Origin of the sequence: Roseococcus pinisoli, from assembly GCF_018413645.1 — a bacterium.
Taxonomy (GTDB): Bacteria; Pseudomonadota; Alphaproteobacteria; order Acetobacterales; family Acetobacteraceae; genus Roseococcus; species Roseococcus pinisoli.
This window is the reverse complement of record NZ_JAHCDA010000001.1, coordinates 1,677,134-1,703,350: the sequence shown is the minus strand read 5'-3', so window position 1 is coordinate 1,703,350 and position 26,217 is coordinate 1,677,134. Positions and strand designations below refer to the sequence as shown.

Here is a 26,217-nt window from a genome sequence, read left to right as displayed (position 1 = left end):
AGTGCCCTCCCTTGCGATTCACGCTGTGTCGCATGGCGCTACCTCTTCCACGCGAAGCGCGTCTCGACCCAGCGGCCGAAGATCACGACCGGCAGGAAGAGCAGCAGATAGGCAATGGCCCCCAGCGTGAGCGGGGTCGGGTTGAAGGAGAAGGAAACCCCCGCCTGCGCGGCGCCCAGGATCTCCGGCACCGCGACCACGGAGGCCAGCGCCGTGCCCTTGGTGATGGCGATGGTGCGGTTCACCAGCGGCGGGATCACCATGCGTATCGCCTGGGGCAGGATGACCAGCACGAAGGTTACCAGAAAGGGCACGCCCAGGCTGCGCGAGGCCTCCCATTGGCCGCGCGGCACGGCCGAGATGCCCGCCCAGAAGATCTCCTCGGCGAAGGCCATCAGCACCAGCGAGAGCGCGAGCCAAGCCGCGGCGAAGCCCGAGAGCGAGAGGCCCGCCGCCGGCAGCCCGAAGAAGAGCAGCACGATGATGACCAGGGGCGGCAGCGCGCGGAACAGGTCCACCACGAAGATGATGAGCCAGTTCAGCGGTCGCACGCCCATCGCGCGGATGACGGCCAGCACCAGCCCGGCCACCAGACCGGCGGCGATGATGCACGCCGCCAACACGATGGTGAGGCCAAGGCCCTCCAGGATCTTCGGCGCGTATTCCATCGCGACGCGCGCATTGAAGAAACTGTCGGCGAACTTTTCCCAGCCCGTCATGCCGACCGACGCCCCGATGCCGCCCTCATGCGCCCGGGGCCGTTACCACCTGCCATCAGCTGCAGGTGGGGTTCTGCGGGGTCGGATCGAAGCCCGGCATCTCAGGCGCGCCGTAGCCCGGGAACTCCATCACCTCCGCCTGGTCGGGACCCGGACGGTTGCCGAACCAGCGCTCGCTGAGCCGGGCGACCGTGCCGTCCCGCTTCATGCAGGTCAGCACGTCCTCGACCTGGTTGCGCAGGGCGCCGGAGTCGCGGCGGAACGGCGTGCCCCAATGCAGGCGCGTGCCCGGCAGCGCGAAATCGGCAACGAATTGCGGCGTCCGACTCGCGCTGTACCGCACGACCGTATTGCCCGAGAGGTTGGCATAGGCGCGGCCCTGGATCACCGCCTGCACCGCGTCCGGCTGGGTGTCGAAGGCCATGAGCGTCAGGTTCAGGCGCTCGGCATTGTTGCGGACCCACTGCTCATAGGGCGTGCCCTTGTTCACGCTGATGGTCTTGCCACGCAGATCCTCCTCGGACCGGATGGGCGTCGTGCCGCGGCGGATGCCGAATTGCAGCTCGGTCCAGAGGTAGCCTTCCGTGAAGAGCAGGCTCTCCGCGCGCTCGCGCGTCACCGTCGTGGGGGCGCAGAGGAAATCGTAACGACCGGCATTGAGCGCCGGGATCAGCCCCGCGAAGCTTGCGCTCTCGATCAACAGCTCACGGCCCATACGGCGCGCGACCTCCCGGAAGAGGTCCACCTGGAAGCCCTGGACGCCCCCTTGCAGAGAGGGAAAGGCATGCGGCGCGAAGGTGCCGTCGAGGCCGCAGCGCAACGGCGGCTGGGATTGGGGCGCCTGGGTTTGCGCAAAGGCGGAGGCTGACATCGTACCGGCAAGTGCCGCGGCGAGGAGGAAACGTCGCATGCTGGTCACCTTCTTTTCTGGACTTCCGGGCGGAGCTTCCACGCCTTCACGGCGAGACGCAACTTGCCCGCCCACCGGGCACGTCTGCCTCAAAAATGCCCTGCTTCTTCCGTCTTGCCGCCTGGACGCTCGGGCAAAACGCTGCTCAGGAGATCAACACCATGCAGCGCTTCGGTTTCAGCCTCGTTCTTTTCGGCCTTGCCCTCGTCCTGGGCGTCGTCGGCATGTTGCTGACCGACGGGATGGCGCCGGGGCGCGTCGCCCCCGGCTTCGCCGCCTTCGCCGCCGCGGGTGGCGGCCTTCTCATCGTGCTCGGCCTGCGCTTCCTCGAGCGCGGTCGGACGGAAATCCCGACGGATATCCACCACCAGCTCGGCTGAGCCCCGTCTCGGAGCCCAGCATCGGAGCCGGCGCTGAGGCCCGGCCTTTCCCGGGTCAGGCCTTCTCGGGATAGAGCTCCAGCAGCCCCTGCTCGGTCGCGGCACTGCGGCCGCGCTCGGTGATGAGGCCCGTCACCAGCCGGGCCGGCGTCACGTCGAAGGCCGGGTTCGCGGCCTGGCTGCCCGCCGACACCACCCGCACCGTCTCGATCCGCCCATCGGCCGTGCGGCCCGTCATATCCGTCACCTCGGCGCCGCTGCGCTCCTCGATCGGGATTTCCGCGATGCCGTCGCGCACCCGCATGTCGAGGGTCGAATGCGGCAGCGCGACCCAGAAGGGCACGCCATTGTCCTGGGCGGCCAGCGCCTTGAGGTAGGTGCCGATCTTGTTGGCGACATCGCCCGTCCGGGTCACGCGGTCCGTGCCCACGATCACGATGTCGACCTCGCCGTGCTGCATGTAGTGGCCGCCGGCATTGTCGGCGATCACCGTGTGCTTCACCCCATGCGCGCCGAGCTCGAAGGCCGTCAGCGCCGCGCCCTGGTTGCGCGGGCGCGTCTCGTCCACCCAGACCTTCACGTCGAGGCCGGTATCATGCGCCATGTAGATGGGCGCCAGCGCCGTGCCCCAGTCGACCGTCGCGAGCCAGCCGGCGTTGCAATGGGTGAGCACGTTCACCCGACCCTTCTTCTCCGCGATCTCGCGCAGCAGGGGCAGGCCGTTCTCGCCGATGCGGCGGCAGGTCTCGGCATCGTCATCGGCGATGGCGGCGGCCTCGGCATAGGCGGCGGCGGCCCGCGCCTCGACCGGCAGGTTGTGCAGCGCGGCCTTCTGGCGATCCAGCGCCCAGCGGAGGTTGATCGCGGTCGGCCGCGTCTCGTTCAGCGTCTCCAGCACCTCGTCGAGCCGACCCGGCTCGGCCCGCATGGCCAGCGCCACGCCATAGGCGGCGACGGCGCCGATCAGCGGTGCGCCGCGGACCTGCATGGAGCGGATGGCATGTGCGGCCTGCTCCCAGGTTGTGAGGCGAAGGACCTCGACCTGCCAGGGCAGCTTGGTCTGGTCGAAGATGTTCACCGACCAGCCATCGGAATCCAGCCAGACGCTGCGGTAGGAAACGCCGTCGATTTTCATGTCTTTGCCCTCAAGCGCCGGGCGCCGCCTCCGGCGGCTTGGCTACGCCGCACCGCGGGTGCGCCCGGCTGGAAAGTGGATCGGGCGGCGCCGGCCGCCCTCGCGGCCGGATCCTGCGTCGGTGCGCTGCCCGGGAAAAGGTAGGCCATCAAACCCTCAAGCGCCGGGCGCCGCCTCCGGCGGCTTGGCTACGCCGCACCGCGGGCGCGCCCGGCTGGAAAGTGGAACGGGCGGCGCCGGCCGCCTTCGCGGCCGGATATTGCGTCGGCTCGCTGCCCGGGAAAAGGTTCGTCACCAAAGCTTAAACCCGCTGGTGCAGCGCCGCGATCAGGGTGAAGAGGCGCCGCGCGGTCTCGAAATCCACCGCGATGCGGCCTTCCAGCCGCAGGGTCAGCAGTTCCGCCGCCTCGTTGTGGAGGCCACGCCGGCCCATGTCGATGGCCTGCACGCGGGCATCCATGGCGCCCGTGGTCACCGCCTCCTCATGCGTCGCGACCACCATCAGGTAGTCCTTGATGAGGCGGCGGAAGGGGCCGAGCACGAGGATGATGGCCCGCAGCGGGTGATCCTCCGCGTCACGCACGTCGAGGATGAGGCGCCCCTCGCGTACCATGAGGTGCAGCACGAAGGGGCCCTCGCCCATGCCGGAGGGATCGAAGCTGTTGCCGCGCAGCAGGTCCTCGATGGCCTGGCGGCGATCGGCCTCCGCATAGGCCGAAGGCGGCGCCGGTGCGTCGGGCAGCTCAATGCGGATCAGGCGGCGGTCGCCCACTTTGTCAGGCTTGAGGCTGGGTGAAACCAAAACGGCTCATCAGGCCGACGGTGGCGCCTTTGACCGGCCGCAGCAGCAGCGTCGTGGCGATGGCGAAGAGCGGCACCCAGACGGACATCTGGATCCACATCGGCGGCGAATAGATGCGCTCGATCCAGAGGACCGGCGGGATGAAGAGGTGGCCGGCGATGAAGATCGTGAAGTAGGGCGGCGCGTCATCCGCGCGCAGCTTGCCCAGCGGCGCGTCGCAATGCTCGCAATTGTCCACCACGCGGAGGAAACCCTTGAACACCTTGCCCTGATCGCAGAACGGGCAGCGGTTCCGCAGGCCCCGCCACATCGCCGTCTTCAGAGGCGGCGCAACGTAGGGCGAGGCCGGCGCCGGGCGATTGCGTTCCCAGGTCGTGGCAGCGATATCCGTCATGACGAGCCGCACATATGCTGTTGCCAGCCTAACATAGTAAAAATCGGCCGTTCCTGCCATGCTCTCCGAATGCATGGCCGCATCCTGATCATCAATCCGAACTCGTCGCGCTCCTGCACCGACGGCATTGCCGAGGCGGTGGCGCCCTTCGCCGCTCCCGGCCTTCCGCGCTTCGACGTGACGCGCCTCACCGACGGTCCGCCCGCCATTGTCACCTGGCGCGACTGGTTCAGCGTGGCCGAGCCGCTCTGCCGCGAAGTGGAGCGCGAGGAGGCCGATGCCTATGTCATCGGCTGCGTGAGCGATCCCGGGCTGGAGGCCGTGCGCACGGTGACCGACCGGCCGGTGCTGGGCATGTTCCGCTGCGCGGTGACCGCCGCCATGGCCCGGGCCGAGCGCTTCGGCATCATCGGCTTCACCCAGAAATCCCTGCCGCGGCAGCGCCGGGCGCTGCAATCCCTCGGCGTCGAGGACCGGATGGCGGCCTGGATCCCGCTGGACCTGCCGATGGAGGTGCTGACCGACCCGGTCGCGCCGCAGGGCCGCATCGCCGCCGCCGCGCGCGAATTGAAAGAACGTGGCGCCGAGGTGGTGATCCTGGGCTGCGCCGGCATGGCCGGGCATGTCGCCGTCGCCGCCGAGGCGAGCGGCCTTCCCGTGATCGAGCCCTGCCAGGCCGCCGCCGCCGCCGCGCTCCTGGCTGTGCTCGGCGCCCGCATCCCCTCGGTGGCGATATGAGCGAGACGCTGATCCGCCGCTACTACGCGGCCTTCAATGCGGGCGACTGGGCCGGCATGCTGGACTGCCTCACGGACGACGTCGCGCACGACGTCAACCAGGGCCCGCGCGAGACGGGCCGCGACGCCTTCCGCGCCTTCCTGGGCCGCATGGAGGCGAGCTACCGCGAGCAGGTCGAGGACCTGGTCGTGATGGCGACGCCGGACGGCCGGCGCGCCGCCGCCGAATTCACCATCCACGGCACCTATCTCGCCGCCGATGCGGGCCTCCCGCCGGCGCAGGGCCAGAGCTACGTGCTGCCGGTCGGCGCCTTCTTCGCGATCCGCGATGGCCGGATCGCCCGCGTCACCAACTACTACAACCTCGAGAACTGGCTGGCGCAGGTGCGTATCCCGCAAGGGGAATAGCCAGGAGGGCGATCAGAGGCCGAGCCGGCCCCAGGCCGCGCGCTCCTCCGCAATCTGAGCGATGCCCGAGGCCATCGCCGCGCTGGCGCCACCCAGGAGGCCGAGCGGAAAGCGGCGGCGCTTCGGCCCGATGGTGACGACGCGCACCTTATCGCCGAAGCGGCGGCGGGCCTCGCCCCGCGCATCGCCAAGGCGATCGCAGAGGCCGAGCTCCAGTGCCCTGCGGCCGGTCCAGAAGCGCCCCGTGAAAAGCTGCTCCTCCGGCGCCTTCAGCTTTGCGCCCCGGCGGGAGCGCACCCAGTCCTTGAATTCCGTGTGCAACTCCGTGAGTAGCTCCTCCAGCCGCGCCTCCTCTTGTGGCGCCTGCGGGCGGAACGGATCGTTCAGCGATTTCTCGCTTCCCGCGGTGCGGAGGCGGCGCTCGATGCCGAGGCGGCCCATCGCCTCCTGGAAGCCGAAGCCGGCAGAGATGACGCCGATGGAGCCCAGGACCGAGGCGGGGTCGGCCACGATCTCGTCCGCGGCGCAGGCCAGCCAATAGCCGCCCGAAGCCGCCGCATCCTCCGCCACCGCCACCACGGGGACGTTCTTCTCCTCCGCCAGCTGCCGGATGCGCCGCGCGATCAGCGAGGACTGCACCGGCGACCCGCCCGGCGAGTTGATGGCGAGGAACACCGCCTGCAGGCGCTTCAGGCCGAAGGCGCGCTCGAGCACCGGGTTGACGCCCGCGAGGTTCAGCCCCCCGAATGGCCCGCTGCGCGCCGCGATCAGCCCTTCCAGCCTGACGAGTGCGACAAGGGGTGGGCGAGGCCGGAACGGATACCACATACCGTCAGACTTGCCGGCCCGCCGCGCGGGAACAACCCCCGCCTGCCCGACTGGAGGATCCCATGGACATCCAAGACCTGCTGCTCTCCACCCGGCGCATCGCGCTGGTCGGCGCCTCCGACCGGCCCGACCGCGCCTCCAACGAGGTGATGCGCTTCCTGCTCGACCGCGGCTACGACGTGACGCCGGTGAACCCGGTGCTGGCCGGCAAGGAGATCCACGGCCGCAAGGTCGTGGCCAGCCTCGCCGAGGCTGGTCCGCTCGATCTGGTGGATGTGTTCCGGCGCAGCGCGGAAGCGGGCGACGTGGTCGACGAGGCGGTGAGCCTCGGCGCCCGGGCGGTCTGGCTGCAGCTCGGTGTGGTGAATGAGCCGGCGGCCGAGCGCGCCCGCGCGCAGAAGGTGGAAATCGTCATGGACCGCTGCCCGGTCATCGAGTGGCGGCGGCTCGGGCTTCCGCCCCGGATCGGATAAGCTGGACGTTTGATTACTGTTTGTACAGTTCTTGAATTCGAGCCGCGATCGGGCCACGTCTGCGCGCGGAAGGGCAGCCCGAATCGCCCTTCGGAGGGAAGGATCCCATGACTGAAGACGAACGCCGGATCATTTCGGACTACGTGACGCGGGTTGCCGGATATTCGCGACCGGCGCCGGCTTCCAGCAGCAGCCCCTGGGGCAGCCGCATCCCCTCCACCGGTCCGCAGCAGGCGCCCCTGCCGCCCGTGGAGCCCGCGGCCGACGCGCTCATCGCCGACCTCTTCAGCCGCTACCCCGAGGCGCGCTTCCGCATCACGCAGACTGCCTTCGTGCAGGAGCACGCGCTGATCGAGGCGCAGAACCGCATCCAGCAGCTGGAGTGGGAGCTGGAGAACGCGACGCGCCAGGCCCAGGCCTCGCAGAGCCGCGGCCTCTTCGGCCTCGGCAGCTCGCGCCCGGCGCCGATGCCCCCGCCGCCCCAGCCGCAATATCCGCCGAACTACAACCCGCAGGCCATCCAGGGCGCGCGGGGCGGTTCGGGCTTCCTGGGCACGGCGCTCACCACCGCGGCCGGCGTGGCCGGCGGCCTCGTGGTCGGCAACATGCTGATGAACGCCTTCAGTGGCGGTGGCGGCGCGGCCCAGGCCGCCTCGAGCGCCGGCGCGGGCAGCTTCGGCAATGAGGCGGTGCCGGCCTCCTCCGCCTGGACCGATCCCGGCGCGGCCGCTTCCAACTCCGGTTGGGGCCAGCAGGATGCGACGGGCGCCGGCTACGACGATGGCGGCGGCTACGACAACGACGCTTCCGGCGGCTACGACGACGGCGGCGGTTACGACGACGTGTGAGGCGAAAGGGCGGCTCCGGCCGCCCTTTTTCGTGAAGGGCCTTCTGCGCCGGGCCTGCACCTCTCCCGGCCCGGCGCGGGCCGCTCTAGCCCTCCCGGCCCCCTTGGGCCGATAAGGACGGGATGCGCGTCCCGGATCTAGACCTCGACCTGCTGCGCGGCTTCGTCACCGTGGCCGAGCGCGGGGGCTTCACCCTCGCGGGGCAGGCCCTCGGCCTCACGCAGTCGGCCATCAGCCTGAAGGTGAAGCGGCTCGAGGAGCTGCTGGGCAAGCCCGTCTTCACCCGTGGCGCGAAGCAGGTAACGCTGACGCGCGAGGGCGAATCCCTGCTGGCCTATGCCCGCCGCATGCTGGCCCTCAACGAGGAGGCAGTGCGGCAATTCGTGGCCCCGCCCGTCTCGGGCCGGCTGAGGCTCGGCGTGGCCGACCATTTCGTGCCGCGGCACCTCGCCCCCACCCTGGCGCGCTTCGCCCGCACCTGGCCCGAGGTCCGCATCGAGGTCGAGGTCGGCCGCAGCCACGAGCTGCGCGCGGCCCTGGCCCGGGAGGAGCTGGACCTCGTGCTCGGCAAGCGCCGCGACGGCGAGACCGAGGGGCGCGTCATCTTCACCGAAGCCGTGGTCTGGGTGGCCAGCCGCGATTTCGTGATCCCGCACGAACGTCCCCTGCCGCTGGCCATGCTGCCGCAGGGCTGCATGTTCCGCGACCGTGCGCTGACGGCGCTCTCGCGCGCCGGGATCGCCCTCGACGTGGTCTATACCTCGCCGAGCCTGATGGGCATTGCCGCCGCTGCGCAGGCCGGCTTCGCGGCAACCGTGATGGGGCGCACCGGCCTGCCGGACGGGCTCGTGGAGCTGGAAGGCCTGCCCCCGCTCGGCACCGCGGAAATGTGCCTCTTCGGCGATGCCGCGGGGCAGTCGCCCCTGGTCGAGCCGCTGCTGAACGACCTGCGCGCGGTCAGCTGAATCAGGCCGGAAGGCGCTGCGGCGCGGCGAGACCGTAGACGCCGCGCTCCGTGGCGTGCGGGACGAGAGCGTCGGTAAGGCCGATCGCCGTTTCCGCCGCCCCCAGATAGAGCGCGCCATCCGCCACCAGCTGCTGCGCCAGCCCCCGCAGGACGCGCGCCTTGGTCGGCACGTCGAAATAGATCAGCACGTTGCGGCAGAAGATCACGTCGAAGCGGCCGAAGCCGCGCAGGTCGGCGAGAAGATTGGCGCGCTCGAAACGGCAGCAGGCCGCGACCTCGGGCTTCACGCGCCACTGCGCGCCTTCCTCCTGGAAGCGCCGCGTCAGCGTGGCGGCGGGCAGTCCCCGCTGCACCTCGAAGGGCGTGAAGACGCCCGCGCGGGCGCGCCCGATGACGCGGGCGGAGATATCCGTCCCCAGGATCTCCACGCGCCGTCCCCGAAACCCCGGATCGCCTTCGGCCAGCTCGGCCAGGATGATCGCCATCGAATAGGCCTCCTGCCCGGTGGAGCAGGCGGCCGACCAGAGGCGCAGCGGCTGCCCCGCCGGCCGCGCCGCATGCAGGCCGCGCAGCAGGGGGCGGAGATGATCGAAGGGGCGGCCGTCGCGAAAGAAGCTGCTTTCGTTCGTCGTGAGAAGCTCGGCCATCTCCTGCGCCAGAGCCTCGCCCTGCGGCGCTCTCAGGCGGGCGGGCAGGGCGTCGAGGTCGCGCAGCGCCTCGCGCTTCAGCAGCGGCGCAAGGCGCGTTTCCAGCATGTAGCGCTGGTCCGCGCCGATCACGCCGCCGGTGCGGTCCTTCACGACCGCCGCCAGGAAATCGAAGGTCGAGGCGATCAAGCGCGTCTCCCGCAGAGCTTGGCCAGGGCATCGCCGAGGCTTTCCGGCGTCCCCTGCTCGGCCGCCAGGCCGGCGCGCGCCACGGCGCCCGGCATGCCCCAGACGACGGAGGAGGCCTCGTCCTGCGCCCAGACCTGGCCTTCCGCCCGCGCGACGAGCTGGCAGCCGGCCAGCCCGTCCTGCCCCATGCCGGTGAGGATCACGGCCTGGACGGAATGCCCGAAGGTCGCGACGAGGCTGCGCAGCGTGGGATCCACCGCCGGGCGGCAGAAATTCTCCGGCGGCGCTTCCGAAAGGCGCAGCAGCACCTGCTCGCCCTCGGCCCGCGTCAGGAGGTGCCGGTCCCCCGGTGCCACGAAGATGCGACCCGCTTCCAGCACATCGCCCTCCCGCGCCTCGCTGACAGGAGGGCCGCCGAGCGTGTCGAGATGCTGCGCGAGCATCGCGGTAAATCCCCGCGGCATGTGCTGCACGACCAGCATCGGCACTGCCGGCTGCCGCGGCAGGCGCCGGATCAGCGCGGCCAGCGCCTGCGGGCCGCCGGTGGAGCTGCCGATGCAGACGACCGTCGGCACGACGGCGCGCAGGCCCGTCCGCACGCGAGGGACGGAAGGCCGGGCGGCCGGGGCGGGCATCACCGCGGGACGCGCGGCCGGCTTCTGCCCGAGCCGCGCCCAGCCCTTTACCTTGGCCAGCAGCTCGCCGCGAAAATGCGGATCGGCCAGCGCGCCTGCGGAGGCGCCGGGCTTCGGGATGTAATCGGAGGCGCCGGCGCGCAGCGCCGCCATGGTGGCGCCGGCCCCGCGCTGGGTCAGCGCGCTCGCGACGATGACGACGGGCCGCGGCTCCCGCTGCAGGATCAGCGGCAGCGCGGTCATGCCGTCCATCACCGGCATCTCGAGGTCGAGCAGCACGACCTGCGCGCGGTCGGGCGGCGCAGCCCGGTCCAGCGCCGCCAGCGCCTGCGCGCCGTCGCCGACGCGCGCCACGATGCGGATGCCCGGATCGGTTTCGAGCAGGCGCGCCAGGGCCGAGCGCACCGTGGAACTGTCGTCGCAGAGCATGACGCGCAGGGGCGGCGGCTGGATGATGCTCATGCGAAGCGGAACTCAGCGCACGACCGACTCACGCGCTCAACTCCAGCAGCCGCTCGACGTCCAGCAGCACGAGCAGCTGGTCGCCCAGCCGATGCACGCCGAGCGAGAAGCCGCACCAGGCCGCATCCAGCGTCGGCGGATTGGGCGCGCGCTCCTCGGCATTGAGCGTCAGCACCTCGCCCACCTGATCCGCCAGCAGGCTGTAGAGCTCCCCACCGACCTCCACCACGACGGACATGGCCCCCTTGCCGTCGTCGCGCGCCGGCAGGCCGAGCCGGCTGCGCAAATCGACGGCGGTCACAATGCGGCCGCGTAGGTTAAGGCTCCCCGCCACCTCGCGCGGCGCCAGCGGGATGCGCGTGATCACCTGCACGCCCAGCACGTCGCGGACCGAGAGCACGGGCACGCCGCAAAGCTGCTCGGCCACGGTCAGCGTCAGCATCATGCCAGCGGCCTCGGCACCGGGCGGGCGCGCCCCTGAAAGCGGCGAGGAAGCGGTCTGCATGGTCATCCTTCCGGATCAGCGCGCGAGGGCGGGGTGGAGGCATTGCTGCAGGCTCGTCAGCAGCGCCTCGCGATCGAACTTGGCGATGTAGTCGCTGAAGCCCGCCGCGCGGCCGCGCTCCACGTCGCGCGGGTCGGAGCGGCTGCTGAGCGCGATCATCGGTACCTCGGCCCAGATCCCGCCTTCGCGCACAGCCCGTGCCAGGCCCAACCCGTCCAGCTCCGGCATGTTGATGTCCGAGACGATGACGTCGAACCGCTCGCCCGCCTCGCGCAGGCGCAGGGCCTCGCGGCCGTTCGGGACGGTGGTGACGTCGTAGCCCGCGGCCATCACCGCGGGCACGATGAGGTTGCGGAAGAAGTCGCTGTCCTCGACGACCAGGAGGCTGGGGCGGGCGCCCGTGGCGGCCAGGGGCTCGAACCAGTCGGGCTGGCCCTGCTTCAGCCAGAAACCCGTGTCGAGGATCTCGGTCACCCGGCCGGCCACCACGCAGCTGCCCAGGAAGCCCGGCCGCACCCCGGCCGCATCCATGTCGAGCGCGGCATCCACGACGTCGAGAATCTCGTCGACCATCAGCCCCATCGCGCGGTCGCCGTCGCCGAAGACCAGCACGGCCTGATGGCCCGCCTCCGGTGGCGACATGAAGCTGTGCAGCGGCACCAGCGGCATGAGGTTCCCGCGATACTGCGTGACGAGGCTGTCGCCCGCGCGCTCGATGCTTCCGGCCTTCAGGTTCTCGAGGCGTGCGACGAGCGAAAGCGGCACGGCCTTCGGCGCGCCCTCTCCGGCGCGGAAGAGCAGCAGCGAAGTCTGGCGCGCCAGCATGCCACCGCGAGGTTCTTCCTTCCTGACGGCATGGTCGGAAGCCGCTTCGCTGCCGAGGCCGGTCGCGCGCGCGATTCCGTTGGGGTCGAGGATCATGATCACGCTGCCATCGCCGAGGATGGTGTTGCCCGAGAACATGGTGATGTGCCGCAAGATGGGCGCGACGGGCTTCACCACGATTTCCTCCGTGTCGAAGACGCGGTCGACGACGATGCCGAAGAGCTGCGCGCCCACCTGCGTCACCACGACGAAGCCCTCCGCATCGCTTTGGCCGGGCTCGGCCTCCAGACGCAGCAGGCTCTTCAGCGGGATGAGCGGCAGAAGCTGGTCGCGCAGGCGCATCACGCGCGCCTCCTTGATCTTCTCCACCTTCGGCCCCTTGCCCGGGCCCACGCGCACCAGCTCCAGCACGCCGGCCTGGGGAATGGCGAAGCGCTCCCCGCCAGCCTCGACGATCAGCGCGGCGGCGATCGCGAGGGTGAGGGGGATCTTGATCGTGAAGGTGGTGCCGCGATGCTCGCGCGAGCGCAGGTCCACGATGCCGCCGATGCGCTCGATATTGGTCTTCACCACATCCATGCCGACGCCCCGGCCCGAGACAGAGGTGACCTCGGCCGCCGTCGAGAAGCCCGCGCGGAAGATGAAGCGATGAACGTCCCGGTCGTTCATCGCAGCGAGCTCCGTCTCGGTCGCGAGGCCCTGGGACAGAGCCTTGGCCTTGATGCGGTCGGTGTTCAGCCCCCTTCCGTCATCGCCGATCTCCAGCACGATGTGCCCACCCTCGTGGAAGGCGTTGAGCAGGATGCGCCCCGTCTCGCCCTTGCCGGCCGCGCGGCGCTGCTCGGGCGTTTCCAGGCCGTGATCCGCGCTGTTGCGGACCATATGCGTCAGCGGATCCTTGATGAGCTCCAGCACCTGGCGGTCCAGCTCCGTCTCGGCGCCGCGCATGTCGAGCTCGATGCGCTTGCCGAGATCGCGCGAGAGGTCGCGCACCAGACGCGGCAGCTTGGACCAGGCATGGCCGATGGGCTGCATGCGCGTCTTCATCACGCCGTCCTGCAAGTCCGAGGTGATCTGCGAGAGGCGCTGCAGCGGCACGGCGAAGGCGGCGTTGGATTCCGAGCGGGCGAGCTGCAGCAGCTGGTTGCGCGTCAGCACCAGCTCGCTGACCAGGACCATGAGATCCTCCAGCACCTCCACCGCGACGCGGATCGTCTGCGGCGCCTGACCGCCCGCACCAGCGCCCTCCGGCGAGGCCGCGAGGGGCGCATCCGCGGGCGGCGCCTCCTCCTCGGCGAGGATCGGCTCATGATCGCCTTCTTCCGGCAGCGCTTCGCCCAAGGCGGCCGCATCCAGCGCGGCCTTCAGCGGCGTGTCGTCGCCGGCCGGCTCCTGCCCCGTCGCCTCGAGCCCGGCCACGATCTGCTTGATGCGATCGGCGGCCGAGAGGATGAGCGTCACGCCCTCCTGCGTGACGGCGAGCGTGCCTTCCCGCCAGAGGCCCAGCACATTCTCCGCGGCATGAGCCACGCCCTCGAGCCGCGGCAGCCCGAGGAAGCCGCAGGTCCCCTTGATGGTGTGGACGGTGCGGAAGATCTCCGACAGGACCCCGCGGCTGGAGGGCTCCTTCTCCAGCTGCAGCAGCGCCTCATCCAGCCGCGCGAGCCCCTCATTCGTCTCGGTCAGGAAATCCGCGAGCAGGTCGTCCATCCTCGGCCCCTTCGAAAGCGCCGCCCTTTCAGGCCGCGCGTCCAGGATGAGCCGGGGGTTCCGAAGAAAACGTAAAGACGCCGCCGGGTCGATCGCGGCGCAGGGGGATCAGGCGCCGATCATCAGAGGCGGCATGCCGGTCCCCGCCGGCAGCGCCAGGCCGAGCTCCGCGCCCGCCGCCGCAGCCTGCACCACGATCCAGGGCGCCAGCGCGCGCCTCGGCCCTTCCGCCAGCGCCTCGTCCAGGCTGCCCCCGGCGAGGAGCTGCACCAGCGTGGGCGACCAGCCGGCGTCCCGGCCTTCCGGCAGCAGCGCCACGCTGCCCGAGGCCTCGCGCGAGAGGTGGACACTCCCGCCCCGGGGCAGCGCTTCCGCCGCGACCAGTGCGGCGGAAAGGACCAGCCGCACCCAGCCGGGCGACAGCTGCGCGGAGGCGCCCGTCACCACGAAGCGCACGCGATGGGCCATGGGCGCGCCCCGCAGCAGCGCCGGCAGGTCGTTCCAGGCCATCTCGTCGCTGCAGCCGAAGGCCGCGGCGAAAAGCCTCATCCGCGCGCCGAGCTCCATCGAGGCCTCGGTCAGGATCCCATGCGCCGCGGGGTCCGCCGCCTGGGGCAGCAGGGCCGTCACGCTGCCCAGGGGGGAGCCGAGGTCGTGGCAGATCCGCGAGGCGAGCAGCTCCGCGAGGCGCGCGTCGATCGACATGAACGGTCTTGTTCCTCTCACAGGCCCCTTTGCGGGCCCGACGGGCTCTAGCCAGCCGAGGATTGCCGGATTCTTTACCCGGAAGGAGATTTATCCGCCGACCCTCCCGGCCGCCCCCTTCCCACCCTCCGGCGATTGCAGTTCAACGGAATCGGGAACGGAGGAAATGCCAGGGTGAGCGAGATCGAGCCGGGGATGCGCGTGCGCCAGCCCGATCGTCCGGATTGGGGCCTCGGCCAGGTGCAGTCCGTCATCGGGGACCGGGTCACGGTCAATTTCGAGAATGCCGGCAAGCTGCTGCTGAACCTCGCCGTCGTCACCTTGGAGCAGGTCGAGGATTGAGCCAGTTCCTTGACGCCTTCTTTGCGCTGCCGGGCACCTGGCAGCTCTGGGCCGCCCTCTTCGCCACCGCCATCGCCGGGCTGATGCGCGGCTATGCCGGCTTCGGCACCGCCATCATCCTCGCCCCCGTCTATTCCGCGCTGTGGGAGCCGCGCGCCGGCGTGCCGGTGCTGCTGATCCTGGAGCTCGTGATCTCGCTGCAGCTGTTGCCCCGCGCCTTCAAGGATGCCGACCGGCGGGTGATCCTGCCCCTGGGCGGCGCGGCCTGCCTCGCGACGCCCATCGGCACCTTCGTCCTGCTCTCGGCCGATCCGGAGCTGCTGCGCCGTTTCATCGGCGGCTTTGTCCTGGTCTTCGGCTTCCTGCTGATGTCGGGCTGGCGCTATCACGGCAGCCGTCCCCTGCCGCTGAACCTCGCCATCGGCACCTCGGCCGGCCTGCTGAAGGGCGCCACGGGCATGAGTGGGCCGCCGGTGATCCTCTACCTCCTCTCCGGCCCCGAGGAGGCGCGGCAGCACCGCGCGAACCTGATCCTCTTCTTCGGCCTCATCGCCATCGTCTCCGTCCTGGGGCCGACCCTGGGCGGGCTCATGACGCTGGACGTGCTGGCGAAGGTGCTCTGGATCCTGCCGCTGCAGATCCTCTGCGTGCGGATCGGCGCCAGCCTGTTCCACGTCATCCCGGTGCGGCTCTACAAGCCCTTCGCCCTGGCCGTGCTGGTCGCGAGCGGGAGTTTCGCCCTGCTGATCTGAGCGGCGCTTGCCCGCGATATTCTCGCCTGACTATAACGGTCCCATGATGCAGCTCAGTGCGGAGGAGTGGCAGGCGGTCCGCCTCAGCCTCGATGTCGCTTCCCGCTCGGTGCTGGTTTCCCTGCTTCCCGCCATCGGCATCGCCTGGCTTCTCACCCGCGGGCGCTTCCCGGGGCGCTTCCTGCTCGACGCCTTCGTGCATCTGCCGCTGGTCGTGCCGCCCGTCGTCGTGGGCTGGGCACTGCTGATGCTCTTCGGCGTGCGCGGGCCGATCGGCGCGCCGCTGATGGAATGGTTCGGCATCCGCCTCGTCTTCTCGACGGACGGCGCCGCGCTGGCCACGGCCGTGATGTCCTTCCCGCTGATCGTGCGCGCGGTGCGCCTCGGCCTGGAGCAGGTGGATCCCGGGCTGGAGGCCGCCGCCAGCACGCTGGGCGCCGGGCCGATCGACCGCTTCCTGACCGTCACGCTGCCGCTGATGTCGCCCGGCATCCTGGCCGGCGCCGTCACCGCCTTCGCCGCGGGGCTGGGCGAGTTCGGCGCGGTCATCACCTTCGCCTCCAACATCCCGGGCGAGACGCAGACCCTGCCGCTCGCCATCTACGCCGCCACCCAGACGCCGGGCGGCGAGGCGACGGCGGGGCGGCTCGCGCTCATCTCCTTCGGCCTGGCCATGTGCGGCCTGATCCTGGCCGAGATGATCGGCCGGCACATGCACCGCCTGCTGGGCCGCTTCTGATGCTGGAGGTCTCGCTGCGGCACGGCTTCGGCGGCTTCTCGCTCGACGCCGCCTTCACCGCCGCGCCCGAGGGCGTGACCGCGCTCTTCGGCCCCTCCGGCTGCGGCAAGAGCACGATCCTCAAGGCCGTGGCCGGCCTGCTCCGCCCCGACGAGGGGCGCATCGCGCTGGACGGCGAGGTGCTGCTCGACACCGCGCAGCGCGTCATGCTGCCGCCGGAGCGGCGGCATTTCGGCCTGGTCTTCCAGGAGGCGCGGCTCTTTCCGCACATGAACGTGGCCACCAACCTGCGCTACGGCCTGCGCCGCGCGACCTCGGGCGCGACCGGCCCGAGCTTCGACGAGGTGCTGGCGCTGCTGGGCATCGAGCCCCTGCTGGATCGCCGCCCGGCCCGCCTCTCGGGCGGTGAGCGCCAGCGCGTGGCGCTCGGCCGCGCGCTGCTCATGCGGCCGCGCCTGCTGCTGATGGACGAGCCGCTGGCGGCACTGGATGCCGCGCGCCGGGCCGAGATCCTGCCCTTCCTGGCCCGGCTGCGCGACGTCGCGCGGCTGCCCATCCTCTACGTGACCCACGCGCTGGACGAGGTGGATGCCCTGGCCGACCGGCTGGTGCTGATGGAGGCGGGAAAGGTCCTGGCCGCCGGCACCGTCGAGGAGCTGACCGCCCGCACCGACCTGCCTCTGGCCACGCGGCGCGACGCCGGCGTCGTGATCCCCTGCATCATCGCGTCGCACGAGCCCGAGCGTGGGCTGACGCGCTTCCGCTTCGCGGGCGGCGAGCTGCTGGCGCCGCTACAGACGGAACCGCCGGGCACGCGCCTGCGCCTGCGCCTGCGCGCCCGCGACGTCTCCATCGCGCTGGCGCCGCCCGGGGACATCTCGGTGCAGAACGTGCTGCCGGCGAAGCTGGCCGCCATCGCGCCGACCGGCTCGCCGCACGAGGTCTTCCTGCACCTCGCTTTGGGCGAGACCACCATGCTCGCCCGCATCACACGCGACGCGCTGGACCGGCTCGGCCTCGTCCCCGGTGCAGAGGTCTGGGCGATGATCAAGTCGGTCACCTTCGATCACGCGCGCGGCGGGTGAGACAGAATAGAGGGACGCTGTCTCTCAAGACATCCCGCCAAGAAACTCAGTTTCTTGGCTCTTCAATCAGTCAGGGTCCAGGGCCAAAAGCCCTGGCGGGAGAGTTTGAGAGGGCAGCGCCCTCTCAAGCGAGCGCCCTCATCAACCCGCTGACATCCGGCGCCTCGCCCAGCCCCCAGACCCCGGCAATGCCCGCCTCCGACCGATCCGCGAAGCCGCCGATCGCCGCATTGTCTCTGAACTTTTGCTCCAATTCCGCATCGCTCATCGGCCGCTCGAAACTGCCGCGGGGATAAACCACCGTGCGCTGGATGTCGCGGCCGTCGGCCAGGCGCAGCGTCACCGTCGCGGCGCCGCGCGGCAGTGATTCGTCCAGCACCGCCCTCACCTTCGCGCGGAAGGATGCGAGCATCGGATCGGTCACCGCCGGCATCTCGAAATCCGCAACGCCGGCCCGGCCGCGCACCAAGCCCAGCGCCGCGCTGTGATGGATGCTCACCCTGGCATCGCGCTCGTTGTTCACCGCGCGGTCGCCGCGCGCGAGCAGCAGCGCATCGCCGGCCACGGTGACGGAGGCGATGACCTCGGGCGCCGCACCGACCTCCTCGCGCAAGGCGAGGCAGGCATCGATGACCGCATGGAAGACGATGCCTGCCGGATAGGGCTTGTAGGTATTCCGCGCGATCTCCCACTGCGTGCCGAGACCTTCGGTGATTTGCGCGAGGTCCAGCGTGTCGCCGGTGGCGTGCGCGAAGCCAAGCGGGCCTTCGATCGCGGCCGGCGCGGCCTTGTAGCCCTGCTCGGCCAGCAGTGCCGCCAGCATGCCGTTGCGCGGCGCATTGCCGACGCCGACATTCTTCGCGGCTGTCGGCAGGTTCTCCACGAGGCCCGCCGCCTGCGAGGCCGCAATGCCGAGGGCATGCCAGGTCTGCTCCGCAGAAAGCCCCAGCAGCTTCGCGCAGCCCGCCGCCGCGCCGAAGGTCCCGCAGGTGGAGGTGATGTGCCAGCCGCGCGCGTAATGCCCGGGCGAGACGGCATTGCCGATGCGGCATTCCACCTCGCCGCCCAGCAGGAAGGCATGCAGCACGGCGGCGCCGGAGAAGCCACGCTGCTCGGCCAGGGCCAGCAGCGCGGGCGCGACGGGCGCGGTGGGATGGATCACCGTGGCCAGGTGCGTGTCGTCATAGTCCAACAGGTTGCAGGCGATGGCGTTCACGAAAGCCGCCGCCATGGGATCGAGCTTCACGCGCTGGCCGATCACGGTGGCGACCGGTGCGCCGGAAAAATTCCGCATCACCGCCAGCGCCGACGTCACCGCCGGATCCTTCGCCACGCCGAGCCCGCAGCCGAGATTGTTCAGGAGGGAGCGCTTCGCCTCGTGCCGCAACGCGGAGGGCATGTCCTCCCAGCAGGATTCCGCGACGAAGCGGCCGAGCACCTCGCCGGCAAAGCCTTCACCCATGCGCCGTTCCTCCTCGTTCAGGTGATCAAAGCCCCGCACGGGCCTTGTGACCAGCACCCCTCCATTTCCATGGAGGCCGGCCAGCCGACCGGGTAGCGTGGCTTTGAACGCCGCAAGAAAGACCGGCGCCCGACCGGGCGCCCAACAAACGGAACGGAGAAACGCCCCCATGATGCGACGGGAGATGATCGCCGGCGGCCTGGTGTCGCTGGCCGCGCCCGCCCTCGGCCTTGCACAGGGCTTCCCCTCGCGCCCCATCCGGCTGGTCGTGACCTTTCCGCCCGGCGGCACGACCGACATCCTGGCGCGCCAGCTCCAGCCGAAGATGTCCGAGGTCTTCGGCCAGCCCGTCGTGGTCGAGAACCGCAGCGGCGCCTCGGGTGCGATCGGCACGCTGGAGATCGTGCGGGCGGCGCCGGACGGCCATACCTTCGGCATGGTCATCAGCACCGTCATCTCCTCGACGCTGATCTCCCGCCAGCCCTACGACGCGATCCGCGACCTCACGCCCATCCAGCTCCTGGCGCGCGTGGCGGATATCCTGGTCGTTCCCGTGTCCTCTCCCCTGCGGACCGTGAGCGACCTCATTGAGCATGCGAAGCGCAATCCCGGCCTCACCTACGGCTCGCCGGGCATCGGCACCTCCGTCCATATCGCCGGGGCGATGTTCGCCCTCGCGGCGGGGGTGGAGATGGTGCACGTGCCCTATCGCGGCGGCGGGCCGGCGCTGACCGACCTCATCAGCGGCCATCTGCAGCTCATGTTCGGCAATGCGAGCTCCACCCTGCCCTATGTGCGCGACGGCGCGCTGCGACCCATTGCCGTCACCTCCGCGCAGCGCGCGCCCTACCTGCCCGACGTGCCCACCATCGCCGAGGCAGGGCTGCCCGGCGTCGTGATCGACGAGTGGTACGCCTTCGTCGGCCCCGCCGGCATTCCACAGCCGATCGTCGAGCGGCTGAATGCGGGACTCAACGGCATCGTCACCCAGCCGGCTGAGCGCGCCAGGTTGCTCGACATGGGCGCCGAGGTCGTGGCAGGCAATGCAGAGGAGTTCGGGCGGTTCATGCGCGACGAAGTCGAAAAGATCGGTCGCGTCGTGCGCGCAGCCGACATCAGGATGGAATGATCCAATGGCATTAACGGGAAAGGTCGCGCTGGTCAGCGGGGCGAGCCGCGGCATCGGACTGGCGATCGCGAAACGGCTGGCCGCCTCCGGGGCACAGGTGGCGCTGGTCGCGCGCTCGGCCGAGGCGCTGGAGGAGGAAGCGGCGAAGCTGCGCGGCGCCATCGCGATCGCGGCCGACCTCCGCGACGCGGCCTCCTGCGCGAAGGCCGTGGGGGAGACGGTGGCGCGCCTCGGCAAGCTCGACATCTTCGTGCACAGCGCGGGCGCGACCCAGCGTGGCGACTTCCTCGCGCTCGGCGACGAGGCCTGGGAGGACGGCTATGCCCTGAAGTTCTTCGGCGCCGTGCGCCTGCTGCGCGCGGCCTGGCCGCATCTCGTGGCGGCGCAAGGCAATGCCGTGCTCGTTGCGGGCGTCGGTGGGCGCGTCACCAGCGCGGACTTCACCATCGGCGGCTCCGTCAACGCCGCGCTGATGAACTTCACGAAGGCCATGGCCGACCGCGGCGTGAAGGACGGCGTGCGCGTGAACTGCGTGAACCCCGGCAGCATCCGCACCGACCGGCTCACGGGCCGCATCGCCACCGTGATGAAGGAGCGCGACCTGGATGCCGAGGCGGCGGCGGCCGCACTGGCGGCCGATACCGGCGTCGCGCGCTTCGGCGAGCCGGAGGAGATCGCCGAGGCCGTGGCGTTCCTGGTCGGTCCCGGCGCCGGCTATGTCCAGGGCGCGATCCTCGACGTGGATGGCGGCTGGGTCCGCGCCGTCTGACCGCGACGGAGGGGGCAAGGCTTGCCAAACGGGCGCGCCCGGGCTTCAAGGCGCGCCCCCTTCCCAACGGTTTCCAGAAATGTCCTCCGTCATCGGCATCGATTTCGGCACCACGAACAGCGTGGTCACCTCGCTGCGCCCCGACGGCAGCGTCGCCGTCCTGCGGCACGACACCGCCGAGGTGTTCCGCACCGTCCTCTGCTTCTGGCTCGACGGCGAAGGCCGCCCGCGCCACGCGGCCGGTCCGCGCGCCATCGACGCCTATCTCGACGATCCCTTCGACTCGCGCCTCATCATGTCGATGAAGAGCTACCTGGCGCAGCGCAGCTTCTCCGAGACGCGCATCCTCGGCCGCTCCTGGAACCTCGAGGGCCTGGTCTCGGCCTTCCTGGGGCATCTCCTCGCGCCCTTCCGGGACGAGGTCGCCGGGGCGCGGGTCGTCGTCGGCCGCCCGGTGCGGTTCGTGGGCGAGACCGCGGACGACGCCTATGGCCAGGAGCGCCTGGTGGCCGGCTTCGCCGCGACGGGCTTGCCCGGCGTCCAGGTGGCCTATGAGCCGGCCGCTGCCGGCCATCGCTTCGCGCAGACCCTCGACCGCCCGGCCAATGTGCTGGTGGCGGATTTCGGCGGCGGCACCAGCGACTTCTCGATCCTGCGCTTCGATCCAGGTCCGCCCCGCCGCGTCACGCCGCTCGGCCATTCGGGCGTCGGCGTCGCGGGCGATGCCTTCGACTACCGCATCATGGACAACGTGGTCTCGCCGCTGCTCGGCAAGGGCGGCACCTACCGCCCCTGGGGCAACGACCTGCCCATCCCGCCCGGCTGGTACGTCAACTTCGCGCGCTGGCACCTGCTCTCGCTGATGCGGGCGCCCAAGACCCTGCGCGACATCGCCGACGTCGCCCGCAACGCCGCCGAGCCGGAGCGGCTGGCCCATCTGGTCAGCCTCATCGAGGACGAGGCGGGCTATGCCCTCTACCGCGCCGTCTCCGGCGCCAAGGCCGCGCTCTCGGGCGCCGAGCACGCGCCGCTCACCTTCCGGCACGGCGCCTTCGAGGTGAATGCCGAGATCGCCCGCACGGATTTCGAGCGCTGGATCACGCCCGAGCTACAGGCCATCGGCAGCGCGGTGGACGCCGCCCTCACCGATGCCGGCATGGCGCCTGCCCAGGTGGACCGGGTCTTCCTCACGGGCGGCTCCTCGCTCGTGCCGGCGGTGCGCCGGCTCTTCGAGGATCGCTTCGGGGCGGAGCGGGTGGTCGCGGGCGGCGAGTTCGTCTCGGTGGCCGAGGGGCTGGCCCTGATGGGCCAGGAATGACGCCGGGATTTCTCACGCAAATGCTTGCAATCCGGCCGGCGCCCGTCATCCTGCGCCCCATGTCGATGGGACGAGTCGCTGGCCGCAGGAACGAGGGAGCGCGCGCATGAGCGGGCCGCTTCGCCTTGCCCTGGTCGAGGACGACCCCCTCCAGCGCCGGATCGTCTCCGAATACCTCGCCCAGCACGGGTTGCGCCCGCAATCCTTCGCCTCGGGCGAGGAGTTCAAGCGCGCCCATGCGCAGACCCTGCCCGACCTCGCGCTGTTCGACGTCCATCTGAACGAGGTGGAGGACGGCTTCGCCCTGGCCCGCTGGGCGCGCTCCCGCTCCAGCCGCATCGGCATCATCATGCTGACCGCGGCAGGCGACACGGTGGACCGCGTCGTGGGCCTCGAATCCGGCGCCGACGACTATGTGACCAAGCCCTTCGAGCCGCGCGAGCTCCTGGCCCGCATCAAGGCCCTGCTGCGCCGCTCCTCCGAGGCCCCGCCGCCGCCGCCGCGCCTCACCGAGATGCGCGTGGGTGTCGCGCTGCTGAACCTGGAGCGGCGCATCCTCATCATGCCGGACGGCCGCGAGGACCAGCTTTCCGCCAGCGAATTCGACCTGCTGCAGCTTTTCGTGCGGCACCCGAACCGGCCGCTCACCCGGGAATGGCTGCTGGAGACGGCGGCCCATCGCGAGGCTGAGGTCTTCGACCGCGCGATCGACAACCGCATCATGCGCCTCCGCCGCAAGATCGAGGCCGACCCCTCCAAGCCCGAGGCCATCCGCTCGGTGCGGGGCGTCGGCTACATCTTCGTCCCGCCGACTGATTAAGGGTCACCCCGGATCAAGGGTCACCGGAGGGGCGGCGCCGAGCACGGGCCGCGCCACCCGCATCGTCTCCTCGAACAGGCCGGGCAGCCGGGCCGCCGCCTGCCGGGCCTCGTCCAGCCCGCCGGCCCGGGCGGCCTCCTCCACCAGCTGCGCCTGCTCGGCCAGCAGGCGCGCGCCCACCATCTGCGACGCGCCCTTCAGCCGATGGGCGGCTTCCAGCAGCTGAGCGGCGTCCCGGGCCTCCTGCAGCGCCCCTAGATCGCCCGCCGCGGCCTCGGAGAAGTTTTCGAGGATCGCACCCAGGCGCTCGGGGTCCTGCCCGAAGAGGGCGCGCAGGGCCTCCGGGTCGAAGAGGTTGCCGCCCTGGTGCTCCCCAGCCAGGCCGGGCAGCCAGCGCCCCAGCAGCCGCGTGAGACCATCGAGCGTCACCGGCTTGGCCAGGAAGCCGTCCATCCCCGCCGCGTAGCAGCGCTCGGCCTCGCCCTTCAGGGCGCTGGCGGTGACGGCGATCAGCGTGGTGCGCGGTAGGCCCCTCGCCTGCTCCTCCTGCCGGACCAGATGCGCCAGCTCGAAGCCGTCCATCCCCGGCATATGGATGTCGAGCAGCATGATGCCGTGGGCATGCTGCCGCCAGAGCGCCAGGGCCTCGGCCCCGCCTTCCGCCATGTCGGCCTGCAGGCCGATGAGCTCGAGCTGGCGGCCGATGACCTCGCGATTCACGGGGTGATCGTCGACCACCAGCACGCCGTCGCGACCGGGCGCGCCGCCGGCCTGGAGCGCCGCTGCGGGCGCTGGCAGGCGCGGACCTTCCGCCGCCACGGGCGGGGCCGCGACGCGCAGGCGCAGCGTGACGGTAAAGCGGCTGCCGCGGCCCAGCTCGCTCTCTGCCGTCACCTCGCCGCCCATCAGCTCCGCGAGCCTGCGAACGATCGAGAGGCCGAGGCCGGTGCCGCCAAAGCGCCGCGTCGTGGAGCTGTCCGCCTGGGTGAAGGGCTGGAAGAGCCGCGCCAGCGTCTCGGCATCCATGCCGATGCCGCTATCCTCCACACGGACCGTCAGCACGGCCAGGCGCCCCTCCCTGCCCTCCTCGGTCCGGGTCTCGGCCGAGACCCGGACATAGCCGCGCTCGGTGAATTTCAGCGCATTGCCGATGAGGTTGAACAGGATCTGGCGGACGCGCGTGGGGTCGCCGGCCAGCCAGTCAGGCCCCTCGCCCAGCGGGTCCAGGAAGAGCGCCAGGCCGCGCGCGGCGGCATTGGGCGACAGCGTCTCCAGCATGCCCTCGATCAGGCCGCGCAGGGAGAAGGGCAGCTCCTCGATTTCCATCCGCCCCGCCTCGATCTTCGAGAAGTCGAGCAGATCATCGACGATGCGCAGCAGGCTCTCGGCGCTCTCGCGCATCACTTGCACGCTGCGCGCCTGGTCGGCCTTCAGCTCGCTGCGCGACAGGATCTCCAGCATGCCCAGCACGCCGTTCATGGGTGTGCGGATCTCGTGGCTCATCGCCGCGAGGAAGCTGGCCTTCGCCCGCGCCGCGGCCTCGGCGGCGTCGCGGGCCGAGAGGGCGGCGCGCTCCCCTTCCTTCAGGGCGGTGACGTCGCGCCCCACGGCCATGACGCGTCCGCGCGAGATCGGCGTGTAGCTGAACTCGATCCACTTGCCGGCGCTGCGGCGCGTGAAGGAGAGCGGGCCGCTCAGGATCGCGCTCACGCGGCCGGCCACAAGCTCCTCCTCGGCCAGGTCGAAGCCGTAATCGCCGCGGCGGTACATATAGGCCAGCGCATCCGCGAGCCGCGCGCCGGGCAGCACCAGTGCCTCCGGCAGGTCGAGCAGGTTCCGGCCCCAGCCGTTGGAGAGGATGATCCGCGCCTCCGGATCGAGCAGCAGCACCATTTCCTGCATGCTGTTCAGCACCTGGCGCAGCAGCGACCGCTCCGCCTCGATCTGCTCTTCCTGCTCCTTGAGGGCGGTGACGTCGTGGTAGAAGGCCAGCATGCCGCCGTTGGGGAGAGGCTGCACCCGCGCATCGAGCCAATAGCCGGTGCTCATCTTGCGGGTGTAATGCGTGCCGCCGGCCTGCCGCAGATTGGCCATGCGGGATTCCAGCGCCTCGGCGAATTCCTCCGGGTCCTCCGGCGGGGGGCCGTAGTCGCCGCGCCGCATCTGCCATTCGAAGACGTCGCGCGCGCTGGTGCCGATGCGATTCAGGCTCTCCGGCAGGTCCAGGAACCGGGCCAGCGGCGGGCTGAGCATGCGCCAGCGCATCTCCTCGTCGAAGAGCATGACGCCGTCGGACATGTTGTCCACGATGAGCCGGAGCATCTGGCGCTCGTGCTCCAGGGCGAGTTGCGCTTCCTTCAGCTCCGTCACGTCGCGGAGGCTGAGCACGGCGGAGCCATCCTCGGCGGCAACGAGATGCAGCTCGGCCCAGCGGCCGTCGGGCATCCGGCGCGTGTGCCGCGCGGGCAGGACCACATCCCCCTCTCCCGTCCCCCGGAGCGCGCGGAGGAGATCCCGGAGCGGCGCCCCCGCCTCGAAGAGCGCGGTGGGCAGGCCAAACGGCGCCTCCCGGCCATTGGAGCTCTCCAGCACGCACCCATCCGGCCCGGCCAGGATCACGAGGTCGCGCGTGTTCTCCAGCAGCAGGTTCGCGCGGCGGCGGTCCTCCTCGTGCTCCGCGCGCTCGGCCTCCAGCCGGGTCGAGGTCTCGCGCAGGGCGCTGACGTCGCGCAGCGTGACCAGAAGCTCGCCATTCGGCATGGGGTGGAAGTCGTATTCGACCCAGCGCCCCTCGGGCATGCGCCGCGTGAAGGTGCATCGCCCAGCCGCAAGGATCTGCGCCCGGCGCTGCGCGACGAAGGTCTCCTCGTCCTGCTCGAAGCCGAAGTCGCCGCGCCGATGCAGGAAGCGCAGGACGTCCTGGTGCGTGCTGCCCGGCCGCGTGAGATCCTCCGGCATGCCGAGCAGGGCGGCGCTGCTGCTGGAGTTCTGCAGGATGCGCCCCTCGGCATCCATCAGGGCGGCACTGTCGCTGACATTCTCCAGCATCCACGCCATCCCGGCGCGTTCCTGGACCAACGCATCGTCGGCCGGCGCCTCGGTCCAGAGGCAGAGCCGCGCGCCGCCGGGCAGCGAACGAACGGTGACGTCCAGTGAGACCCCGCCGGAGAGATGCCAGCGGCCCGTGCCCGCACTCTCGGGAAGATCGACCGGCACGGAAAGGCGGCCAGTCGCCTCCAGCTGGCCGAGCCAATCGGCCAGGAGGCTCCCGGCGGGCGGTGTCTCGACGCCAAGCAGCTCCCCGAGCCTGCGGTTCGCCCGCAGCACCCTCCCGCTGGCATCGACCTCCAACACCCCCGAGGGCATGTGATCCAGCAGGCTGGCCAGGAATGCGGCGTCGTCGTTCACAGAGGCTCGCGGGAAAACGTGAAGGGCGGGCAGTTTCTCACAGAACGGGCGGGGGCTTCAGTCGCATTTGTCACGCCCTTCGCCGCCGCGCCGGATATCCATGCCGCATTGACC

27 protein-coding genes are annotated in these 26,217 nt (G+C 70.9%); 14 read left to right on the top strand and 13 right to left on the bottom strand.

What is annotated here, in order from left to right:
* Positions 1 to 38: 38 nt before the first annotated feature.
* The gene (locus KHU32_RS08345; protein WP_213669527.1) at positions 39 to 719 is read right to left on the bottom strand and encodes an amino acid ABC transporter permease; all 681 of its coding nucleotides are present in this window, start codon (positions 717 to 719) and stop codon (positions 39 to 41) included.
* Positions 720 to 774: 55 nt separating this feature from the next.
* Entirely contained in the window at positions 775 to 1,629 is an 855-nt protein-coding gene (locus KHU32_RS08340) for a transporter substrate-binding domain-containing protein (RefSeq protein WP_213669526.1), read from the bottom strand.
* 161 nt (positions 1,630 to 1,790) lie between these two features.
* On the opposite strand from KHU32_RS08340, the gene KHU32_RS08335 reads away from it, so the two are divergent.
* On the top strand, positions 1,791 to 2,009 hold the full coding sequence (locus KHU32_RS08335; RefSeq protein ID WP_213669525.1) for a hypothetical protein: 219 nt from the start codon (positions 1,791 to 1,793) through the stop codon (positions 2,007 to 2,009).
* A 55-nt stretch (positions 2,010 to 2,064) separates the two neighbouring features.
* Here the strand turns inward: KHU32_RS08335 and mtnA are convergent, their stop codons facing one another.
* The 3 genes from mtnA to KHU32_RS08320 all read right to left on the bottom strand — a co-directional run bounded on the left by mtnA (position 2,065) and on the right by KHU32_RS08320 (position 4,340).
* On the bottom strand, positions 2,065 to 3,144 hold the full coding sequence (gene mtnA, locus KHU32_RS08330; RefSeq protein ID WP_213669524.1) for an S-methyl-5-thioribose-1-phosphate isomerase: 1,080 nt from the start codon (positions 3,142 to 3,144) through the stop codon (positions 2,065 to 2,067).
* A gap of 301 nt (positions 3,145 to 3,445) precedes the next feature.
* A complete protein-coding gene (locus KHU32_RS08325; protein WP_213669523.1) occupies positions 3,446 to 3,916 on the bottom strand; it encodes a UPF0262 family protein in 471 nt (156 codons plus the stop codon).
* Between the two features lie 4 nt (positions 3,917 to 3,920).
* Entirely contained in the window at positions 3,921 to 4,340 is a 420-nt protein-coding gene (locus KHU32_RS08320) for a DUF983 domain-containing protein (RefSeq protein WP_213669522.1), read from the bottom strand.
* Positions 4,341 to 4,409: 69 nt separating this feature from the next.
* Here KHU32_RS08320 and KHU32_RS08315 point away from each other — a divergent pair, with 69 nt between their 5' ends.
* A complete protein-coding gene (locus KHU32_RS08315) occupies positions 4,410 to 5,078 on the top strand; it encodes an aspartate/glutamate racemase family protein (protein WP_213669521.1) in 669 nt (222 codons plus the stop codon).
* Positions 5,075 to 5,485, top strand: a complete 411-nt coding sequence (locus KHU32_RS08310) for a ketosteroid isomerase-related protein (protein ID WP_213669520.1) — start codon at positions 5,075 to 5,077, stop codon at positions 5,483 to 5,485. Before KHU32_RS08315 ends, KHU32_RS08310 begins: the two co-directional genes overlap by 4 nt.
* A gap of 12 nt (positions 5,486 to 5,497) precedes the next feature.
* On the opposite strand, the gene KHU32_RS08305 is transcribed toward KHU32_RS08310, so the two are convergent.
* The gene (locus tag KHU32_RS08305) at positions 5,498 to 6,313 is read right to left on the bottom strand and encodes a S49 family peptidase (RefSeq protein ID WP_213669519.1); all 816 of its coding nucleotides are present in this window, start codon (positions 6,311 to 6,313) and stop codon (positions 5,498 to 5,500) included.
* Between the two features lie 62 nt (positions 6,314 to 6,375).
* Between KHU32_RS08305 and KHU32_RS08300 the strand changes: the two genes are divergently transcribed.
* The 3 genes from KHU32_RS08300 to KHU32_RS08290 all read left to right on the top strand — a co-directional run bounded on the left by KHU32_RS08300 (position 6,376) and on the right by KHU32_RS08290 (position 8,599).
* Positions 6,376 to 6,786, top strand: a complete 411-nt coding sequence (locus tag KHU32_RS08300; RefSeq protein WP_213669518.1) for a CoA-binding protein — start codon at positions 6,376 to 6,378, stop codon at positions 6,784 to 6,786.
* Positions 6,787 to 6,893: 107 nt separating this feature from the next.
* A complete protein-coding gene (locus KHU32_RS08295; RefSeq protein ID WP_213669517.1) occupies positions 6,894 to 7,634 on the top strand; it encodes a DUF2076 domain-containing protein in 741 nt (246 codons plus the stop codon).
* Between the two features lie 122 nt (positions 7,635 to 7,756).
* Entirely contained in the window at positions 7,757 to 8,599 is an 843-nt protein-coding gene (locus tag KHU32_RS08290) for a LysR family transcriptional regulator (RefSeq protein WP_213669516.1), read from the top strand.
* A gap of 1 nt (position 8,600) precedes the next feature.
* Here the strand turns inward: KHU32_RS08290 and KHU32_RS08285 are convergent, their stop codons facing one another.
* The 5 genes from KHU32_RS08285 to KHU32_RS08265 form a co-directional block, all read right to left on the bottom strand.
* Positions 8,601 to 9,437, bottom strand: a complete 837-nt coding sequence (locus KHU32_RS08285) for a CheR family methyltransferase (RefSeq protein ID WP_213669515.1) — start codon at positions 9,435 to 9,437, stop codon at positions 8,601 to 8,603.
* Positions 9,434 to 10,534, bottom strand: coding sequence for a chemotaxis-specific protein-glutamate methyltransferase CheB (gene cheB, locus KHU32_RS08280; RefSeq protein ID WP_249680613.1), 1,101 nt, complete (start codon positions 10,532 to 10,534; stop codon positions 9,434 to 9,436). Before cheB ends, KHU32_RS08285 begins: the two co-directional genes overlap by 4 nt.
* A 28-nt stretch (positions 10,535 to 10,562) precedes the next feature.
* On the bottom strand, positions 10,563 to 11,039 hold the full coding sequence (locus tag KHU32_RS08275) for a chemotaxis protein CheW (protein ID WP_213669514.1): 477 nt from the start codon (positions 11,037 to 11,039) through the stop codon (positions 10,563 to 10,565).
* Between the two features lie 15 nt (positions 11,040 to 11,054).
* Positions 11,055 to 13,574 (bottom strand): hybrid sensor histidine kinase/response regulator, encoded by a 2,520-nt coding sequence (locus tag KHU32_RS08270; RefSeq protein ID WP_213669513.1) that lies wholly within the window; start codon positions 13,572 to 13,574, stop codon positions 11,055 to 11,057.
* A gap of 108 nt (positions 13,575 to 13,682) precedes the next feature.
* Positions 13,683 to 14,279, bottom strand: a complete 597-nt coding sequence (locus KHU32_RS08265) for a histidine phosphotransferase family protein (RefSeq protein WP_213669512.1) — start codon at positions 14,277 to 14,279, stop codon at positions 13,683 to 13,685.
* Positions 14,280 to 14,453: 174 nt separating this feature from the next.
* Here KHU32_RS08265 and KHU32_RS08260 point away from each other — a divergent pair, with 174 nt between their 5' ends.
* From KHU32_RS08260 to modC, 4 genes are read left to right on the top strand one after another with little or no spacing between them, the layout of a single operon-like run.
* Positions 14,454 to 14,621: a DUF3553 domain-containing protein gene (locus tag KHU32_RS08260; protein WP_456315935.1), complete on the top strand. Its 168-nt coding sequence runs from the start codon at positions 14,454 to 14,456 to the stop codon at positions 14,619 to 14,621.
* A complete protein-coding gene (locus KHU32_RS08255) occupies positions 14,618 to 15,373 on the top strand; it encodes a sulfite exporter TauE/SafE family protein (protein WP_249680611.1) in 756 nt (251 codons plus the stop codon). Before KHU32_RS08260 ends, KHU32_RS08255 begins: the two co-directional genes overlap by 4 nt.
* 43 nt (positions 15,374 to 15,416) lie before the next feature.
* Positions 15,417 to 16,112 (top strand): molybdate ABC transporter permease subunit, encoded by a 696-nt coding sequence (gene modB / locus KHU32_RS08250; protein ID WP_213669511.1) that lies wholly within the window; start codon positions 15,417 to 15,419, stop codon positions 16,110 to 16,112.
* On the top strand, positions 16,112 to 17,197 hold the full coding sequence (modC, locus tag KHU32_RS08245; RefSeq protein WP_213669510.1) for a molybdenum ABC transporter ATP-binding protein: 1,086 nt from the start codon (positions 16,112 to 16,114) through the stop codon (positions 17,195 to 17,197). The genes modB and modC overlap by 1 nt, the downstream gene beginning before the upstream one ends.
* Before the next feature lie 124 nt (positions 17,198 to 17,321).
* Here modC and KHU32_RS08240 read toward each other — a convergent pair whose 3' ends face one another.
* The gene (locus KHU32_RS08240) at positions 17,322 to 18,659 is read right to left on the bottom strand and encodes an MmgE/PrpD family protein (protein ID WP_213669509.1); all 1,338 of its coding nucleotides are present in this window, start codon (positions 18,657 to 18,659) and stop codon (positions 17,322 to 17,324) included.
* 169 nt (positions 18,660 to 18,828) lie between these two features.
* Here KHU32_RS08240 and KHU32_RS08235 point away from each other — a divergent pair, with 169 nt between their 5' ends.
* The 4 genes from KHU32_RS08235 (at position 18,829) to KHU32_RS08220 (ending at position 22,695) form a co-directional block, all read left to right on the top strand.
* Positions 18,829 to 19,788 carry a Bug family tripartite tricarboxylate transporter substrate binding protein gene (locus KHU32_RS08235; protein WP_213669508.1) on the top strand — a complete coding sequence of 320 codons (960 nt, stop codon included), beginning with the start codon at positions 18,829 to 18,831 and terminating at the stop codon, positions 19,786 to 19,788.
* 4 nt (positions 19,789 to 19,792) lie between these two features.
* Complete coding sequence (locus KHU32_RS08230; RefSeq protein WP_213669507.1) at positions 19,793 to 20,557, top strand: SDR family oxidoreductase; 765 nt, start codon at positions 19,793 to 19,795, stop codon at positions 20,555 to 20,557.
* Between the two features lie 79 nt (positions 20,558 to 20,636).
* Positions 20,637 to 21,875, top strand: coding sequence for an Hsp70 family protein (locus KHU32_RS08225; RefSeq protein ID WP_213669506.1), 1,239 nt, complete (start codon positions 20,637 to 20,639; stop codon positions 21,873 to 21,875).
* A 106-nt stretch (positions 21,876 to 21,981) separates the two neighbouring features.
* Complete coding sequence (locus tag KHU32_RS08220; RefSeq protein ID WP_213669505.1) at positions 21,982 to 22,695, top strand: response regulator; 714 nt, start codon at positions 21,982 to 21,984, stop codon at positions 22,693 to 22,695.
* Between the two features lie 3 nt (positions 22,696 to 22,698).
* Here the strand turns inward: KHU32_RS08220 and KHU32_RS08215 are convergent, their stop codons facing one another.
* Positions 22,699 to 26,103: a PAS-domain containing protein gene (locus KHU32_RS08215; protein WP_213669504.1), complete on the bottom strand. Its 3,405-nt coding sequence runs from the start codon at positions 26,101 to 26,103 to the stop codon at positions 22,699 to 22,701.
* Positions 26,104 to 26,217 lie beyond the last annotated feature (114 nt).

What these genes read in the sequence shown, in the direction of transcription:
- KHU32_RS08345 (WP_213669527.1), bottom strand. Translation starts at nt 719, where the DNA reads ATGACGGGCTGGGAAAAGTTCGCCGACAGTTTCTTCAATGCGCGCGTC.
- KHU32_RS08340 (WP_213669526.1), bottom strand. Translation starts at nt 1,629, where the DNA reads ATGCGACGTTTCCTCCTCGCCGCGGCACTTGCCGGTACGATGTCAGCC.
- KHU32_RS08335 (WP_213669525.1), top strand. Translation starts at nt 1,791, where the DNA reads ATGCAGCGCTTCGGTTTCAGCCTCGTTCTTTTCGGCCTTGCCCTCGTC.
- mtnA (WP_213669524.1), bottom strand. Translation starts at nt 3,144, where the DNA reads ATGAAAATCGACGGCGTTTCCTACCGCAGCGTCTGGCTGGATTCCGAT.
- KHU32_RS08320 (WP_213669522.1), bottom strand. Translation starts at nt 4,340, where the DNA reads ATGACGGATATCGCTGCCACGACCTGGGAACGCAATCGCCCGGCGCCG.
- KHU32_RS08315 (WP_213669521.1), top strand. Translation starts at nt 4,410, where the DNA reads ATGCATGGCCGCATCCTGATCATCAATCCGAACTCGTCGCGCTCCTGC.
- KHU32_RS08310 (WP_213669520.1), top strand. Translation starts at nt 5,075, where the DNA reads ATGAGCGAGACGCTGATCCGCCGCTACTACGCGGCCTTCAATGCGGGC.
- KHU32_RS08305 (WP_213669519.1), bottom strand. Translation starts at nt 6,313, where the DNA reads ATGTGGTATCCGTTCCGGCCTCGCCCACCCCTTGTCGCACTCGTCAGG.
- KHU32_RS08300 (WP_213669518.1), top strand. Translation starts at nt 6,376, where the DNA reads ATGGACATCCAAGACCTGCTGCTCTCCACCCGGCGCATCGCGCTGGTC.
- KHU32_RS08295 (WP_213669517.1), top strand. Translation starts at nt 6,894, where the DNA reads ATGACTGAAGACGAACGCCGGATCATTTCGGACTACGTGACGCGGGTT.
- KHU32_RS08290 (WP_213669516.1), top strand. Translation starts at nt 7,757, where the DNA reads ATGCGCGTCCCGGATCTAGACCTCGACCTGCTGCGCGGCTTCGTCACC.
- cheB (WP_249680613.1), bottom strand. Translation starts at nt 10,534, where the DNA reads ATGAGCATCATCCAGCCGCCGCCCCTGCGCGTCATGCTCTGCGACGAC.
- KHU32_RS08275 (WP_213669514.1), bottom strand. Translation starts at nt 11,039, where the DNA reads ATGCAGACCGCTTCCTCGCCGCTTTCAGGGGCGCGCCCGCCCGGTGCC.
- KHU32_RS08270 (WP_213669513.1), bottom strand. Translation starts at nt 13,574, where the DNA reads ATGGACGACCTGCTCGCGGATTTCCTGACCGAGACGAATGAGGGGCTC.
- KHU32_RS08265 (WP_213669512.1), bottom strand. Translation starts at nt 14,279, where the DNA reads ATGTCGATCGACGCGCGCCTCGCGGAGCTGCTCGCCTCGCGGATCTGC.
- modB (WP_213669511.1), top strand. Translation starts at nt 15,417, where the DNA reads ATGATGCAGCTCAGTGCGGAGGAGTGGCAGGCGGTCCGCCTCAGCCTC.
- modC (WP_213669510.1), top strand. Translation starts at nt 16,112, where the DNA reads ATGCTGGAGGTCTCGCTGCGGCACGGCTTCGGCGGCTTCTCGCTCGAC.
- KHU32_RS08240 (WP_213669509.1), bottom strand. Translation starts at nt 18,659, where the DNA reads ATGGGTGAAGGCTTTGCCGGCGAGGTGCTCGGCCGCTTCGTCGCGGAA.
- KHU32_RS08235 (WP_213669508.1), top strand. Translation starts at nt 18,829, where the DNA reads ATGATGCGACGGGAGATGATCGCCGGCGGCCTGGTGTCGCTGGCCGCG.
- KHU32_RS08230 (WP_213669507.1), top strand. Translation starts at nt 19,793, where the DNA reads ATGGCATTAACGGGAAAGGTCGCGCTGGTCAGCGGGGCGAGCCGCGGC.
- KHU32_RS08225 (WP_213669506.1), top strand. Translation starts at nt 20,637, where the DNA reads ATGTCCTCCGTCATCGGCATCGATTTCGGCACCACGAACAGCGTGGTC.
- KHU32_RS08220 (WP_213669505.1), top strand. Translation starts at nt 21,982, where the DNA reads ATGAGCGGGCCGCTTCGCCTTGCCCTGGTCGAGGACGACCCCCTCCAG.